At 42.8% G+C, this 13,956-nt stretch carries 12 protein-coding genes and 2 pseudogenes; 11 read left to right on the forward strand and 3 right to left on the reverse strand.

Going from position 1 to position 13,956, the window contains the following annotated elements; translation table 11 throughout:
• From VE944_RS07610 to VE944_RS07620, 3 genes are all read right to left on the reverse strand, one after another.
• On the reverse strand, positions 1–1,052 hold a 1,052-nt coding region (locus VE944_RS07610), incomplete at its 3' end, for an efflux RND transporter permease subunit (protein WP_324974646.1).
• 511 nt (positions 1,053–1,563) lie between these two features.
• Positions 1,564–2,913 carry an efflux RND transporter periplasmic adaptor subunit gene (locus tag VE944_RS07615; protein WP_324974648.1) on the reverse strand — a complete coding sequence of 450 codons (1,350 nt, stop codon included), beginning with the start codon at positions 2,911–2,913 and terminating at the stop codon, positions 1,564–1,566.
• Between the two features lie 177 nt (positions 2,914–3,090).
• Positions 3,091–3,480 carry a hypothetical protein gene (locus VE944_RS07620; protein ID WP_324974651.1) on the reverse strand — a complete coding sequence of 130 codons (390 nt, stop codon included), beginning with the start codon at positions 3,478–3,480 and terminating at the stop codon, positions 3,091–3,093.
• An 82-nt stretch (positions 3,481–3,562) separates the two neighbouring features.
• Here VE944_RS07620 and VE944_RS07625 point away from each other — a divergent pair, with 82 nt between their 5' ends.
• The 11 genes and pseudogenes from VE944_RS07625 to VE944_RS07675 all read left to right on the forward strand — a co-directional run bounded on the left by VE944_RS07625 (position 3,563) and on the right by VE944_RS07675 (position 13,809).
• A complete protein-coding gene (locus VE944_RS07625; RefSeq protein WP_324974653.1) occupies positions 3,563–4,240 on the forward strand; it encodes a response regulator transcription factor in 678 nt (225 codons plus the stop codon).
• 60 nt (positions 4,241–4,300) lie between these two features.
• Entirely contained in the window at positions 4,301–5,572 is a 1,272-nt protein-coding gene (locus VE944_RS07630) for a sensor histidine kinase (RefSeq protein WP_324974656.1), read from the forward strand.
• 138 nt (positions 5,573–5,710) lie between these two features.
• Complete coding sequence (locus tag VE944_RS07635; protein ID WP_324974658.1) at positions 5,711–7,345, forward strand: alpha-D-glucose phosphate-specific phosphoglucomutase; 1,635 nt, start codon at positions 5,711–5,713, stop codon at positions 7,343–7,345.
• Positions 7,346–8,067: 722 nt separating this feature from the next.
• Positions 8,068–8,343: a hypothetical protein gene (locus VE944_RS07640; protein WP_324974661.1), complete on the forward strand. Its 276-nt coding sequence runs from the start codon at positions 8,068–8,070 to the stop codon at positions 8,341–8,343.
• Positions 8,344–8,485: 142 nt separating this feature from the next.
• The gene (locus tag VE944_RS07645) at positions 8,486–9,295 is read left to right on the forward strand and encodes a carbonic anhydrase (RefSeq protein WP_324974664.1); all 810 of its coding nucleotides are present in this window, start codon (positions 8,486–8,488) and stop codon (positions 9,293–9,295) included.
• Between the two features lie 182 nt (positions 9,296–9,477).
• Positions 9,478–9,847 (forward strand): annotated as a pseudogene (locus VE944_RS07650) (MGH1-like glycoside hydrolase domain-containing protein); the annotation flags it as partial.
• 189 nt (positions 9,848–10,036) lie between these two features.
• Positions 10,037–10,699 (forward strand): annotated as a pseudogene (locus VE944_RS07655) (transposase); the annotation flags it as partial.
• A gap of 62 nt (positions 10,700–10,761) precedes the next feature.
• Positions 10,762–11,535 carry a nucleoside phosphorylase gene (locus VE944_RS07660; RefSeq protein WP_324974666.1) on the forward strand — a complete coding sequence of 258 codons (774 nt, stop codon included), beginning with the start codon at positions 10,762–10,764 and terminating at the stop codon, positions 11,533–11,535.
• 386 nt (positions 11,536–11,921) lie between these two features.
• Entirely contained in the window at positions 11,922–12,482 is a 561-nt protein-coding gene (locus tag VE944_RS07665; RefSeq protein WP_324974669.1) for a retropepsin-like aspartic protease family protein, read from the forward strand.
• A 73-nt stretch (positions 12,483–12,555) separates the two neighbouring features.
• The gene (locus tag VE944_RS07670; RefSeq protein WP_324974672.1) at positions 12,556–12,948 is read left to right on the forward strand and encodes a carboxymuconolactone decarboxylase family protein; all 393 of its coding nucleotides are present in this window, start codon (positions 12,556–12,558) and stop codon (positions 12,946–12,948) included.
• 42 nt (positions 12,949–12,990) lie between these two features.
• Complete coding sequence (locus VE944_RS07675; RefSeq protein WP_324974675.1) at positions 12,991–13,809, forward strand: alpha/beta fold hydrolase; 819 nt, start codon at positions 12,991–12,993, stop codon at positions 13,807–13,809.
• Positions 13,810–13,956 lie beyond the last annotated feature (147 nt).

Here is a 13,956-nt window from a genome sequence, read left to right on the forward strand (position 1 = left end):
ATGATTGCTAGCAATCCACCACTAACCAAGTTCTCTTGAACGAAACCCACAGATTGGTTAATATATTCGCTTTCATCGTAGTTGTAGACAAAGCGAATTCCTTGGTTTTCCCTGTCGAACTCAGTTTGCAATGCTGCAATTTCCGCCCGGACACCTTTGGCAATTTCAGGCACATTCGCCCCAATTTGACGAATCACACCCACCGCCACCGCAGATTTGCCGTTGAACATTAACGCACTATCTTGGGGTTTGCGCCCCATCTGGACAATTGCCACATCCCGCAAGTAAACTGTGCCGGATTGGTCGCGTCGCAGCACAAAACCTTCAATTTGTGATAAATCTTGCGATCGGCTGACTGTGCGGACTCGATATTCTCTTCGTCCTAAAATTAATGGGCCGCCCCGGATATCGCGGTTGTTTTCTTGAAGGACTCTTACTACATCGCCAATTGCGAGGTTGCGATCGCTCAATGCTTTCGGATCGACCTTCACCTCGACTTCTCGTTCTTGTCCACCCACTAATAAAAATTGTCCAGTTCCTTCGACTCGCCGCAAACGGGGAATTACCACTTCGTCTGCTAAGTCCCGATAACGGTCTGCATCTGGTTTAAATCCTTCTTTGGTATCAAAGGGAATCCACATCATCGGCGAAGTGTTACCACCCACCAGTTCTACATTCGATTCTTGAGCTTCTGGTGGTAAGCTTTCTACCTGCTGCAAGCGGTTCAATACATCTACTATCCGCTCTTGAACTTTGGCATCTTGAGCGAATTCCAGTGTAATGCTGCTGCGTCCAGCACGAGAAGTACTGTTAATTTCTTGGACACCTAGCACCTCTTGCATCTGTTCTTCGATGGGGCGGGTAATCAGGTCTTCTACTTCTGTTGGGCCTGCGCCGGGATAGGTAGTTGTAATCGTAATTTCAGGGCGATCGCCTCCTGGTTGCAATTCTAGGGGTAACTTTAGTAGGGAGAACACCCCAAACATTGCTACCAAGCAAAACAAAACAAAAGTTCCATGTCGCCAACGAACGGCGGTTTCAATAAAATTCATATTAATTAGTAATTCAGAAAGTCATATTCAAACTAGGTTTCCAATCTTTTGAAGAAGGAAAGGTTAAAGGAGAAAGAGACGATTCATCCTCTTTAATGGGTCGCGGAAGTCCCCACCTTCTCTGCGTTCGCGCAGCGTGTCGCAGACAGACGCTAACGCGAACAATGTACTCGTACTCATAAGGTGGGGATAGGGAGCGGGGGGTGAGTAGGGCTAATGCGTATTGTTTTTTTGCGTCAGCAAAAACAAATACGCTTATGGATGACGAATCCCCAAGTTTTTCTGATATGATTATTTGGTCTTGACCATCAATGCCATAAGCGAAAACCATTAGCTTTTAGGTATATGTTGCATCGCCCTTGGCGTCTCCCCTTGGGAGAAGAAAAAGATTTGGGTCTTGGGAACCAGGACTCCTGCCCTTGAAGGGAATGTCAGACCAACTAAAACTACGGAGTTCTAGAGGCTATTCCCGATGAATTGGGAATCTCCGTCCGTCTTACGGTGGAGTAGTTCACGTTGGATCAACTATCTTTACAGGCGCACCATCTTGCAATCCATCACCGCCACGTAGCACAATGCGTTGACCCGTGCGTAAAGTGGGATGATAAATTGCGACATTTTTACCCATGTCAGCAACCATCTCGACTGGAATTTGTTTAGCTTTGCCGTCAGCAACTGCAAAAACTAGCCACTTGTTTTGCCTTCTGGTTAATGCATCTCGTGACACCACAAAGCTATGGCGATTTGAGGGCATATTTAGGTTGCCTGCGATCGCCATTCCTGGTATTAATCCTGACGGGGGTTTGTTAATTTGGACACGCACACGCTGGCGACGGGAAGCAGTTTCGGCAGAAGGAACTACAGCAGTGATCGTGGCGCGTTGTTTCCATTGCGGTAGGGCGCGAGTTGTGAGATCGATTGTCATACCTGGGGTAACTTTACTACTGAGTTCTTCGGGTAACTCTAGGAAAATATCGAAGCGATCGCCTGCTACTAAGGTGACAATTTGACCAGAAGTTTGGACTAAATCACCATTGCTGATATGGCGAGTCTGGACTATACCCGATTCTGATGCCAAAATCCGAGTTCGCTGTTTTGCTAATTCTGCTTGAGCTAAGGTGGCTTTAGCTGCTTCTACATTTGCCCGTTGAGCGGCAATTTCTTCCTGAATCGGCCCAGCTTTAGCTTCGGCAAGTTCTGCCTCGGCTTCTAATCGTTCTCCCTGAATGCTATTCAATTGTGCTTGAGCTTCCACTAACAATCTTTGAGATAAAGCACCCTCTTTAACAAGATCACTCGTGCGTTTCAGGTTATCCCGTGCTTCCAGTTCTCGCGCCTTAGCAGATGTGACAGCCGCTTGACGTTGAGCAATGATTTCTTTTCGAGTACCGACTTCCAAACGGGCCAAATTGCTCTGTTGTTGTGCCAGTTGCGCTCGTGCTTGGCTAATTGCCAATTGCTGATCGGTATCGTCGAGTAAAGCGATCGCCATCCCTATTGTCACGCGATCGCCTGGTTGCACTGAAATTTGCTTGACAATTCCACTAGTTTGAGCGCGGAGTGTTGACTGCTGAGTAGCTTCTACTTGTCCCAACAACTGGACACTTCTTGTAGCACTTCCAGTTGCGAGGGAGATTGTTTCAATTGGTTTTGGAGGTGGGCCTTGTTGTTGGGCAACAGAGGAGCGTGGTGCGCCACCAGGAGCTAACATCCGCCATAGAATAATGCCACCGGTTGCCAGAAATAAGATCAGCAATCTCCAGAACCAAGGTTTACGCGAACGAGTAGGTGCTAACTCAGAAGGCACAGAACTATCTGATTGGGTTTCAACCGTTGAAACTTGATTTTCAGAAGTATCCATAGCAATTAACGGTGGGCTACTGAGGGTTAAGGGCTAAAAATTAACCTTTGAAAGTGAACAGTGAATAGTCAAATGTTCGCTATCAACAGTCAATTATTTAGATATAAGTAAAATTACGTTACCTTTATTGTAGTTTATTAGATAAATATGACAGAGAAATGTCAAGGTTAGTGAGTGTCATTTGTCATTCGACTCAACTATTAGTTCTTTAACGCGATCGCGCGGTAAGCCTAACTCCTGACTAAGAGCGGCTTCAAGTTTGCTTATATCTGTGATTGGAAATTCAAATACTATCGTTGTGAGAACTGAGTTACTGGTTTTAACGTTCACCCGTGAAATTCCTTTTTGGGAAAGAATTTCCACTTTAATCGCTACTATTCTTTTCATAATCTGCCGTGCCGATTGGGTATCTGCTAGCAGATATTTCTTGGTGAGGTTGGAACGACTTAAAATCTGATCTCCGACAAAGTTGCTCCCCAGCCAAAAAACTAACCCAATCAACGGTAAGGACAACCAAAACACAAAGCCTAATGATCGCAACGCTTGAAAAAGTTGGAGTTGCTGCATGAAAGGTATAAGGTTGAGTGTTTCCCGTCACTTTTACTTTAATCTAAAATTAGCAAGCAAAAATTACGGCAACCTGAGCAGGATGTTGATCTTACTAGTCGAAGATGACCCATCGCAATTAGAGCCACTGCGGGCAGCATTATTGAAGGTGGGGCATACAGTCGATGCGATCGCTGATGGGGAAACAGCACAATGGTTTGCCTTTCGCAAAGACTATGACTTGCTGATTTTAGATTGGATGTTGCCTAAAGTGAGTGGTGTAGAATTGTGTCAAGTATATCGACGGGCAGGTAAGCTGGCTCCTGTATTGATGCTGACGGCGAAAGACACGGTTTTAGATAAGGTAATAGGTTTAGATGCTGGAGCAGATGATTACTTAGTAAAGCCTGTGGATGTCCTGGAGTTATTGGCACGAGTCCGGGCACTAGGAAGGCGATCGCCTATGTGGCAAGGAGATATACTTAGCTTGGGCGATTTGCAACTTCATTTATCCACTTTGACGCTCGAACTTGGTTCGTTGACAACTCAACTTTCTAGCCGGGAGTTTCAATTGATGGAGTATTTAATGCGTCATCCCCGGCAAGTATTATCTCATAGCCAGATTGAGCAAGCCCTTTGGAGTTGCGGAGATGAACCAGAAAGTAACGCGGTTACTACCTTAGTTCGCCGCTTGCGATCGCGCCTACAGACCATTGGTGTCAAAGATTGGATAGAAACAGTGCATGGGATGGGCTATAGAATAAATCCGCCAAATTTGTGAACCGTCAAAGGGAGGCAGGGAGCAGGGGATGAAAAAGTAATGACAAATGACTAATGACAAATGTTTGAACGTAGCCGTCGTAATCTCGCTCACTGGTTCGCCTTATCAATGGGTGGAATTTTGTTCGCTTTTGCAGGGGTGGGTTATTGTCTGAGTGTAGAAGAACAGTTGCGAGTTTTTGACGACGAACTTTTTTCACAAAGTAAAGTTTTTGCTACCAAGACTCAATACTCGCTTTATCAAAGTCAATGGAGAAATCAGCGCAGCAAAACTCCCATAGAAAACGGAGCATCTTTAAATGGTGGACTAATATATGCGCGATGGTACAACTCTGATAAACAACTTTTGCAATATATCGGTTCATTGGGTAACAACCAGTTGACAGCAGAACCAGGATTTCAAACGCTACAACTACCACTAGGTGCTGAATATTTGATAAGAACCTGGGTTCGCCAAGTCACAATTCCTATTTTTGAAGATAAGCGGCTCATTGGCTACTTCCAAGCAGCAGTGCCAATGAACTCTCTACGCGTTAATCTGAACCAAGCCCGCTTATTTTTAACTTTTGGGGTTCCTGTAACCTTTGGTGTAATTGGCATTACAGGTTGGTTTTTGGGTGGGTTAGCAATGCGACCAAGCCTTCGTGCTTATCAGCAATTGCAGCGATTTACAGCCGATGCTTCTCATGAACTACGTACACCTGTTGCTACGATATTGAGCAATGCCCAAGTTGCCCTGATGCCCCCCGAAGACCCGTTGGAGCAAAGATTGCGGTTGCAAAATATCGCCCAAACTGCTAAGTCTATGAGTACGCTGATCAATGATCTGCTTTTTTTGTCGCGTCATGATGGTTCCCTTGCAGAAACCGTATTAAAACCCGTTGATTTGTGTGAGATATTGCGATCGCTTGCCCAGGATTTTGCAGCCCTTGCTCCTGCTCAAAGTCTTAATTTTAATGCTCACCTTCCAGAGCATCCCATCATGTTAAAAGCCGATGCTAATTTGCTCAAACAAGCTGTGATTAATCTTCTGACTAATGCCTTCAAGTACACACCAGCAGACGGTAAGGTAGAATTACATCTTTTTCCCCAGTCTCACTACGCAATCATTCAGGTCAAAGACAACGGGATTGGCATTCCCTCCACTGATTTGCCACATATATTTGATCGTTTTTATCGTGTAGATACTGTCCGATCTCGGCAAACAGGCGGCTTTGGACTTGGACTTGCGATCGCTCAACAAATTGTGCAACGATGCGGAGGGCAAATTACTGTAAATAGTATGCTAGGTCAAGGCTCCACATTTCAAATTAGCCTTCCCTTGAAACTTTGACATAATAGAGCCGCCCTGCCTGCAACGCCAGCTTACCCGAACCGTATCAATGGGTACATAATTATATATATGTGGCAATTTTTTTGTAACGAATTTATGCAAAGCTGTAAAAGAAAAATGCTTTGTTAAACGTTATCTATGAAGATCCATAAAGTTTCTACTACTCCTTTAAGCGACCAAAAGCCTGGTACTTCTGGGCTGCGGAAAGCAGTTAAGGCTTTTCAGCAGCCCCACTACCTAGAAAATTTTATCCAATCCATCTTCGATTCTGTAGGCGACTTGCGTGGACAAACCCTAGTCCTGGGTGGTGATGGTCGTTATTACAATCGCCAAGCCATTCAAATCATTTTGAAAATGGCTGCGGCCAATGGCATTGGGCGAATTAAAGTTGGTCAACAGGGGATTTTGTCTACTCCTGCAACTTCTGCTATTATTCGCAAATACCAGGCTATTGGTGGCATCATCTTGTCTGCTAGCCATAATCCGGGCGGGCCAAATGGTGACTTTGGTGTGAAATATAACATTAGCAACGGTGGGCCAGCCCCGGAAAAGGTGACAGAGGCTATCTACGATCGCAGTAAAGTAATTGATAGCTACCAAATTCTGGAAGCACCAGATGTAGATTTAGAAACTTTAGGTAAGTCACATTTGGGAGAGACAGTAGTTGAGGTGATTGACTCCGTACATGATTATCAAGAGTTAATGGAATCCCTGTTTGATTTTGATCGCATTGGTGAACTATTAACAAGAGGAAATTTTCAGATCAGTATCGATGCCTTACACGCAGTGGCTGGCCCTTATGCCCATGCCATTTTTGAGCAACGTTTAGGCGCACCAGTGGGAACTGTGCGTAATGGCACACCCTTAGAAGACTTTGGCGGCGGACATCCTGACCCAAATCTGGTTTATGCCCATGAGTTGGTGGATATTTTATACGCAGAGGATGCGCCAGATTTTGGGGCGGCTTTTGATGGAGATGGCGATCGCAATATGATCTTAGGGCGTAAGTTCTTTGTCACCCCTAGCGATAGCCTCGCAGTGTTAGCAGCCAACGCCAAACTAATCCCTGGTTATAGTGCGGGTTTAGCCGGGGTAGCGCGATCGATGCCTACTAGCCAAGCAGTAGATCGAGTTGCTGCTCAGATTGGGATTGAATCCTATGAAACACCCACTGGCTGGAAGTTTTTCGGCAATCTTTTAGATGCGGGGAAAGCTACTCTCTGCGGTGAAGAAAGTTTTGGTACTAGCTCTAACCATATCCGCGAAAAAGATGGACTATGGGCTGTGCTGTTTTGGCTGAATATCCTAGCAGTCCGACAACAATCTGTTGAGCAGATTGTCCGGGAACACTGGCAGACTTATGGACGCAATTATTACTCTCGCCATGACTATGAAGAGATACAGACAGCACCAGCCAATACCTTAATAGAAAGACTGCGTTCTTTATTGCCAACTCTCAAAGGCAAGCAATTCGGTAACTATCAAGTTGAATACAGTGATGACTTTAGTTATACCGATCCTGTCGATGGTAGCGTTAGCGATCAACAAGGTGTTCGCATTGGCTTTACCGATGGTTCTCGAATTGTAGTGCGACTTTCTGGTACAGGTACTCAAGGTGCAACCCTAAGGGTTTATATAGAAAGCTACGAGCCAGATCCCAGCAAACATGACCTTGATCCACAAGAAGCACTTGCTTCTTTAATTACTATTGCCCAGGAGATAGCCCAGATCCGCGAACTTACAGGACGGGAACAGCCAACTGTAATTACCTAGTGCCGCAGGGCGGAAGTCAAAAGTTAAAAGTCAAAAGTTTTGTATATCAAGGCTTTTGTAACTTTTAAAATGAATGGTAGCTTAATTTCCGCCGTGCTGTACTAGTACTTTGCTTGCGCTATGAGGTTTGTAGTAGGCACAAAGCGTATTGTTTTCTAAGCACTCTTTGTGATTACTACGAACTTACTTATACCAAATCGATGTGAGGCTGCATAGAAAAATTTCCTTGTCAGGCATGGAGTTTCAAGTGTTTTATTCTGTGCATCTTCATAGAGAATTGGTATTACCATTGCCATTAGTTGGTGAAGCCCAGATATTAACTCAATGTGCTAAGCTGTTGCGCCTTTAATTTGCACTAATATTTTTTCAAAATGGTTGTGGGGTGGGCATCTTGCCCGCCCTGATTGTGCAAGTTGTATACATAACAGCTTAGTTATGCAAAAGTGCGATCGCTGATTATCAGTCAAGCAAGATTCAGAAACTCACCCCTGCTGCCCCGACGAAATTGAGGAGTTTTTCGCTCATCCAAACCTACTGTTGCACTAAGAACTACGGGTGCTTTTAGTACCAAGAAGCCACGGATGGGGTGTTGTTGAAAAGTTACAAGCGAACGCTCGTTTAAAAAGCGTTCGCTTGACTATAACAGCCGAATACTCTGGTTAGTTGCTTGTTATTAGCATACCATTTAACACTCACACAACTCAAAAAACTTGTACAGCAGCATGGTTGCAATATTTCTAGAATTCTGGCTCAAAAAGTTGGAGAACAAGATTATGCAGGGGTTTAATGCCATTCTGAGTATAAATAGAGTGCAAGCCCAAGTAGTAGCTGCACCCGATGGCATCAGTACAATTGTCAGTCCTAACGGTAATCAAATTGATATTAATGGTGAGCAATTAGCTGGAGACAAAGCCAATCTCTTCCACTTTAAACTGCGGCCAGAGAGGGTAGTTTCACAAGACTGGTTAAACAATGCAATAATAAGTTTCACCCTTTGACTAAGCCGATGGTGCAATGACAAAAGACTATCAATTAAGTCAATCTATTTACAGATGTTATTAACCCGTCCCTAATCCCTGGATTTTAGAACTGAATTTTTACTAGAAGTTTCAAGTATTACTTGTTCATTTAGGTACTCCTATGAAAAAATTGATTAAAGGTTTGCGCGAGTTTAAAAGTAGTTATTTTTCCGCCAATGAAGAACTGTTTGAACAACTTTCTCATGGTCAAAAGCCCAGAGTACTATTTATTACGTGTTCAGATTCGCGTATCGATCCAAACCTAATTACACAAGCTGGCTTAGGTGAATTATTTGTTATTCGCAATGCGGGTAATATTATTCCACCATTTGGTGCGACTAATGGCGGTGAAGGGGCAACTATTGAATATGCTATTCAAGCATTAGATATTCAACAAATTATTGTCTGTGGTCACTCACATTGTGGCGCTATGAAAGGGTTAATGAAGTTAGACAGCTTGCGGGTAGAAATGCCTCTTGTACATGACTGGCTCAAGTATACAGAGGCAACGCGACGACTGGTAAAAGACAATTATAGCCACTACGAAGGGGAAGAACTCTTAGAAATAATTATTGCTGAGAATGTGCTTACCCAAATCGAAAATTTACGGACTTATCCGGTGATTCACTCCAAGCTTTACCAAGGGAAACTCAATATTTATGCTTGGATTTATCAAATTGAGACAGGAGAAATTTTGGCATACGATCCACAAAAGCACGCCTATGTCTTGCCTCAAAATCAGCTTTCTCCATCGGAGATAGATGAGACCCCACCTTTAAATAGCAATGTGGAAATACATTTTACTAAAACTCAACAACGGGAATTTGAATCGTCTTCGGAACTTCCTACTTCCGGAAATGAATGGTTTCCAATGACAGTGCTTTCTCCAGAGCAAATGGAGCGAATTTATCGAGGCTCGACAACAAAGTAAAACGGCAAGCAAGCAGTCAGTAGTGGGCATTGCAAGAATAGCTGCCCAGGCAGAAGCGCGTAGTACTGTCGCGACTTTGTGCCGCGTGGATGCCAATTCTGGGCTGTCACGCAGCTTAATTGCATAATAAGAGATTAAATAATTAATCTAGTATCAGCCACTTATGCCAGCAAAAAATCATGCGTCAGTGGGGAATAGTACGAGAAGATTACAGTGCTCATGGCACTGCCTGGGATGACTTTTCTTCACGATCAAGCTCGTTCCCGCACCTACCGTTAGGGCGAAGATGGAATTGCTGGGATTAGCGATAATTACCAACGAATTTGTTTTGCGATCGCTCTTTGGAATGAAAAAGACCCGATTCTGAAAGAAAGGCTATTTGGTTTAACCAACAGTGAGGGCAATCACGGGGAAAATGTCAAAGAATATTATTTTTATCTTGACAACACTCCCACGCACTCATACATAAAATATCTTTACAAATATCCGCAAAAAGCTTTCCCTTATAGCCAGCTAATTGAGGAAAACAGACATCGCAAATCAACTAATCCCTCAGCTTTATAATACCCCTCTTCTGTCACTTTCCGGGTATTCTGAATAAAAGAATAAAAAAATAAAACCCTGAAAGGTAGATAGGGCAATGGATGTAGAATTACAAATCTTAAAACATTTGGCAAGAGATGCTCACCCAACAGTTGCTACCATAGATGAATATTGTGCAGAGTATAAAGACCTGTTTAAAGAAGTAATCATGGAGTCTGGCTTCCAGCAGGGCAGAGCGTTAGAGCAAATAAGTGGTGTAAATTTAACAGAATATTTAGCAATGAAAAATCAGAAACTAGATACATTAGAGAAATAATTTATGGTAAAAAAAGAGCCATAAATTACTGGGAAATAACTACTGACCCAGAAATCATGCCAGAGAATTCTACTTCTTTTGTGATGACAAATCTTCAAGGTAATCTCAAGAAGATTTTAGGAGATTTATATGGGTTAAGAACCTGGGTAGAATATGGTTTTCGACAGTGTAAACAGGAACTAGGTTGGACAGATTATCGTTTCACCAATTTTCAACATATTGAGAGATGGTGGGAAATTATTTTTTGTGTTTACACAATGATTAGTTTAAATTCTCCACCCTTGTTAGGCTTAAATAAATCTCGTCAAATTGAAACTGAGGTACAAGAAAATAGTGATGTTGATTTTTCTAATCATCAACAATGGAACCATGAATGCGGATGGAAGAATACTTTAAATAATCTGCGTCTCATTGCCCAACCACTCTTACTATTTTGGTTGATTTATCCCTGGATACATATTTTCCCAAATTCTAATTTATTGCTGGGATTCAATCAATTAATTAGTGAAATGAATCAATTTAAACCTTGTTATGCTTCTGGATAATTTCACTTAGTTACTACTTGCTAGCGCCGGAGAGTGACAGAAGAGGGGTAAATTGTCATTCTATGCCAAATAAACGCTTTTATCACATTGGCTTTGGACAAGACGATTTAGGTTCATCGCCTCCCACTATTGCCCTATTATCTGGCGATCCAGAGCGATCGCGTCTAATTGCCCAAACGTATTTACAAGATGTGCGCGTTTTGTCAGAAAATCGTGGACTCAATAGCTACATAGGATACTTACCTAATGGTCGCACCATCTTATCAGCTACTAGTGGTATGGGTGCGCCTTCATTAAGTATTGTGGTCAATGAGCTAATACAAGTAGGAATCAGGCAAATTATTCGTATTGGAACTTGTGGTTCCATTCAACCTTATATACCAGTTGGTAGCATTATTATTAGCAGTGCAGCATTGTGTCGCCAAGGTGCAGCAAATGATATTGCACCTGTGGAATATCCAGCCGCAGCCGATCCTTTTCTGACAGTCGCTTTAGTTAAAGCCGCACGAGAATTAAAGGTTGAACATTACATAGGAATTACGGCATCAGTTGATACTTTTTACGAAGGACAAGAACGCACTGATTCAGCGAATCCAAATTTAATGCGATCGCTGCATGGTATTACAGAAGAATATCGGCGATTAAATATCTTGAATTATGAGATGGAATGCGGCACTCTGTTTAAAATGGCAGGAGTGTATAATTTTGCTGCTGCTGGTGTTTGCGCTGTAGTTGCTGGGCGTACTATTAATGAAAATATCATCTTAGAACAAAAAGATATTGCTGTGAAAAATGCGATCGCAACTGCTGTACATGCAGCAGAAACCCTTGAATAATCACTAATGTATCTTATTTAACTTCTTAGCCTGTTAGATTTAATGTGCTCTAAGCAGTTTTATCATGTCTTTACTTAATCTTTAATTTATCAATCAGTAATTATAGATAAAATGTATTGAGTTAAATGCAATTTAATCTTTTGGAGACATTTAAACAAACAGTAAAGTAAAAACATTAATAAATAACTTAAAAATACAAAAGTTGTGTGATTAATATAGACAATACTTGTAACAAAAATAACACTAATTATTTTATATTTTGTTGTATAAAAGTTTATAAAAATTAGCTTTTTATTTTGAAAATATGAATTTATAGTACCAATTATTGCAGCGATTATGATAAGTTAAGCTATTAAAAAACTCAGCGAAATTGGAGAAAATATAACATGAAGAATGCTTGGAGGCGTTGGATTACAACCGTTAACCTAACTGCAATCGGACTAATGCCGACGCTGATATTTTTAGCATTCTCTCATCAGGCAACAGCTGACGATCCAGGAGCATGTTACATGATAACCTCCTCTGGTAAAACCGTTGGATTGGGAAGGCTTTGTGGCAATGTACCCGTAGCTTCAGAGAAGAAAGTTTTTCGAGTCCCAATCAAACGCCGCTTTGGTGGAACTCCTGTGATTGATGTCACGTTCAACAACAAAAAAACCTTTGAAATGATTGTAGATACAGGTTCTAGTGAAACTATCATCACTCAAGGGATGGCGAATACACTTGAACTCCAGCCTACAGGGACAATGCAAGCCCAAATTGCCGATGGTAGCCAAGTAGAATTTCCAACCGGTAAGCTAAAGTCTATCGCAGTAGGTGGAGTTACAACCAATAATCTTGGGGTAGCGATCGCACCAAAAGCAAGCATCGGCTTACTGGGCCACGATTTCTTTGGTAGCTATGATATCAAGATTCTGGAAAAAGAGGTCGAATTTCATCACCGCTAATGTCCGCAGCTAAAAACGTAGTATCCTACATTTTGGGATCTATAAAAGGACGGGGTTTCTACCCAAATTTTCGATGACTAAGCTGATTGAATACGAAGAAGCCAGCGACGAAGTACGTGCAGTATATGACGACATCCGCGCTACACGCCAGAATGACTATATCAATAACTTTTGGAAAGCTATAGCCAATCATCCCCCTACCTTGCAACGAACTTGGCAAGCAGTGAAAGAAGTGATGACTGGCCCCGGTGAGATTGACCCACTGATGCGCGAACTAATCTACATCGCCGTGAGTGCGACGAATGGCTGTGAGTATTGCGTCGCCTCGCACACAGCAGGGGCGCGAGCCAAGGGTATGAATGATAACATGTTCGGGGAACTAATGGCGATCGCAGCCACTGCCAACATGACTAATCGCCTCGCCAACGGCTATCAAATTCCGGTGGACGAGAGATTTAAGACATAGGAGTGTAGGCTTGTCCATCCCTGCTCAAGAGAATTATTTACTATGCCCAAAGTTCAGATTAACGGGATTGATTTGTTCTACGACATTAAGGGAAAGGGTGAGCCTTTGCTATTAATAGCTGGTTTCCTTTGCGATCATGCCTATTGGTCGTTGATTATGCCATCGCTGGTTTCGCAGTATCAAGTCATTCGCTTAGACAACCGAGGTATGGGGCGCACTTCTGCTCCTGAAAACCCCTATAATCTGAAGCAGATGGCTAATGACGTTGCAGCATTGCTCGATTGTATTGGGATTAATAAGATCCATGTAGCAGGTCATTCAATGGGTGGCCAGATAGCCCAAGAGTTAGTGTTAGCACATCCTAAAAAGGTAGAAAGTCTGATACTACTTTCGTCCTTGGCAAAGGGTGATGGATTATTTAACAGCATTATCGAGACTTGGGGCGACCTCTGCAAAAATGTAGACTTGAAACTTTATGAAAAAGTCGTATTACCTTGGATATTTACAGATACCTTCTACTCGATTCCTGGGATGATCGAAGGACTAATTGAATTTGCAATCAGATATCCTTTCCCACCTGCGGCTCATTCACTCTATCATCATAGCCGAGCCATGCTTGACTTTGACACAACAAACCGCCTACAACAAATTCATTGTCCTACTCTAGTTCTAATGGGTAAACAAGACATTCTCACCCCGCTAAAGTTTTCCCAGCAACTTGCTCAAGGCATTCCCAACAGTGAACTTGTAGTCCTCGACGGTGGGGGTCATGGCTTCTTAATTGAGTCGCCGGATACTGTGGTTTCAGCCATGCTTAACTTCCTGGGCAAGTTGAAGCCAGCTTATAGCAATTCTGTATGAAGATGCGCCTGTAGTACAAGAAATAAAGAACGAACCGCCATATCTACGTTCGCGTAGCGTGTCGCAGACAAAGGCTTGCGCCAACGCGTAGCGTCTCGTAAAGAAGAGCGCCAAGTACGCCAAGAAATAAGAAATTAAGAAATTTAA

The sequence above is a fragment of the Nostoc sp. genome, assembly GCF_035638895.1.
GTDB lineage: Bacteria > Cyanobacteriota > Cyanobacteriia > Cyanobacteriales > Nostocaceae > Nostoc.